Annotated in this window: 4 protein-coding genes; all 4 read right to left on the reverse strand. The window is 68.3% G+C overall.

Features of this window, described 5'->3' with window-relative positions:
• A partial coding sequence (locus HC022_RS25445) for a hypothetical protein (RefSeq protein ID WP_167454247.1) occupies window positions 1–209 on the reverse strand: 209 nt, incomplete at its 3' end.
• 40 nt (window positions 210–249) lie between these two features.
• The gene (locus HC022_RS25450) at window positions 250–1,143 is read right to left on the reverse strand and encodes a terminase large subunit (protein WP_167454248.1); all 894 of its coding nucleotides are present in this window, start codon (window positions 1,141–1,143) and stop codon (window positions 250–252) included.
• A complete protein-coding gene (locus HC022_RS29505) occupies window positions 1,130–1,567 on the reverse strand; it encodes a P27 family phage terminase small subunit (protein ID WP_167454249.1) in 438 nt (145 codons plus the stop codon). Before HC022_RS29505 ends, HC022_RS25450 begins: the two co-directional genes overlap by 14 nt.
• A 105-nt stretch (window positions 1,568–1,672) precedes the next feature.
• On the reverse strand, window positions 1,673–1,901 hold a 229-nt coding region (locus tag HC022_RS25460), incomplete at its 5' end, for an HNH endonuclease (RefSeq protein WP_167454250.1).

Genomic DNA, 1,901 nt, shown 5'->3' on the forward strand with positions numbered 1-1,901 from the left:
TACTCAGTAATGCCACGCAGCAAATCATCATCGCTTTCACGGCGGATCTCCTTTTCGATCTTGGTGCGCTCGCGGCAGGCCTCGAGGTTGGCGGCCTCGTCGCAGCCGCCGCGGATGAGCCACCCCGCGAAACCGCAGACCAGCGCGAAGCCGGTGAAGAACAGGATGGTGCGCGCGACGTCGGGCATGCCTGACCAGAACCGGCCCATCACCCCACCCTCGCGCTACGGGATGCCATCACAAGCCCGCTCATGCGCCGATCACGCCTCGCGTTCGGCCCATGGCATTGGCCTCGGTCAGATCCCGCAGCCCGTTGATGGTGCCGGTGAACACCGGGAACGGCTCGCCCACCAGCGTGGCACCATCGCGCGCGGTGACCGCCCCGAAGTGGATCACCGCGTCGCGGTCCCGTGCATCGACATCGAGATGCGCGTCGAGCTCGTCGCCGATCGCCCAGTCGATCGGCTGGGCGCGAGCGATCATCGAGTTGGTGACCACGTCGGCGAGCTCCCTGTCGGTCCAGCGGTGCACCTCGTCGCGGGCGGCGAAGTGCGGGTTGATGCCATCGGCGCTGTTGCCGTCCCGGCTGAGCGCCGCGATGTAGCCGTTGGTGCGCGGCGACTGGATCTGCGTCTTGAACACGTCGAGCAGCGAGCTCAGCGCCGGCGAGCCGCGGATCATCCGCTTGATCTCGTTGAAGAGCAGCCCCGCCTGGTCCCGCGTCGTCGCCGCGCAATAGCCCTGCGGCGCGCCCTCCCCGTCGAAGAGCTGGGTGAAGAGCATCGGCACCGCGGTGTCGGTGGTCTTGCCGTTCTTCTTGGCCACCTGGTGATAGGTCGCGCGGAACCGCCGCAGCCCGGTCTCGGCATGCTTCCAGCCAAACACCGAGCCATGCCGGAACACCTGCCAGGGCTGCAGCGCCAGCTCCGCGCCCGCCATCGGCCCCGTGGTGTGGCGCAGCACCTTGGCGAAGCGGATCACCATGTCGGCGGCCTCGGTGTCGAAGACCAGGCTGCGATCCGCGCCGGTCTCGAGATCCAGCAGGTGCCGCTCGCAGGCCATGCGCACCAGCGGCCCCGCCACGACCTCGCCTTCGATCACGTCGAGCGCATAGCGGCTGACGGGATGGTCAATTGCCTCCACGGATCCCGCGCAGGAGCTCCTCGAAGAGATCCCCCTGTCCCCCGGTGGCCAGCCGCGCGTCGTCGACCGGCGAGAGGCCGAAGAGCGCGCCGAGCTGGCGCATGTTGGCCAGCGCATCCTGCCGCGCCTGCCAGTTCGCCGTCTTCTTCTGCTGCACCCCGTTGCGCGTCGCCACCGAGTAGGTCCGCCCCTCGAGCACGATGTCGCTGGTGAGCTCGATCACGTCCGAGGCCGACTCGCAGTAGGCCACGAACATGTGCTCGTAATGCGGCTTCAGCCGGTCCATGCGCACCAGCTCCGGCGCCAGCTCCTGCCAGACCTTCTTCGCGCCGTCGGACATCAGGTCGTGCGGCTCGGGCACCGGCTTCGGGGCATCGCCGCGCATGGGCACGACATTGTCGAGGGTCGGCTTGCGTCCCTTCATGACCAATCTCCTGTCCTGCTCGAGGTGGGCTTTTTTGCTCAATTCCGCCGGTGCGAAAAGAAAGGTTGGGGCGTCGGTTTGCGCCGTCCGGCCGGGATTTTTGACCTACCCCCGGTCCCCGTGCCAGACCTCGCGCGCCGTCTTCCGGCTGTGGCACCGGTGGCAGAGCGCCTGCCAGTTCGAGCGATCCCAGAACAGGCCTCGGTCGCCCTTGTGCGGCACCACGTGGTCGACGTCCGTCGCGGGCTCGACCACGCCCAGCTCGCCGCAATCGACGCAGAGCGGATGCCGGTCGAGGAAGCGCCGCGCCGCCACCTTCCAGCGCGGATCGGCA

Origin of the sequence: Salipiger sp. HF18 (assembly GCF_011806505.1) — a bacterium.
GTDB classification, from domain to species: domain Bacteria; phylum Pseudomonadota; class Alphaproteobacteria; order Rhodobacterales; family Rhodobacteraceae; genus Salipiger; species Salipiger thiooxidans.

What these genes read in the sequence shown, in the direction of transcription:
- HC022_RS29505 (WP_167454249.1), bottom strand. Translation starts at nt 1,567, where the DNA reads ATGAAGGGACGCAAGCCGACCCTCGACAATGTCGTGCCCATGCGCGGC.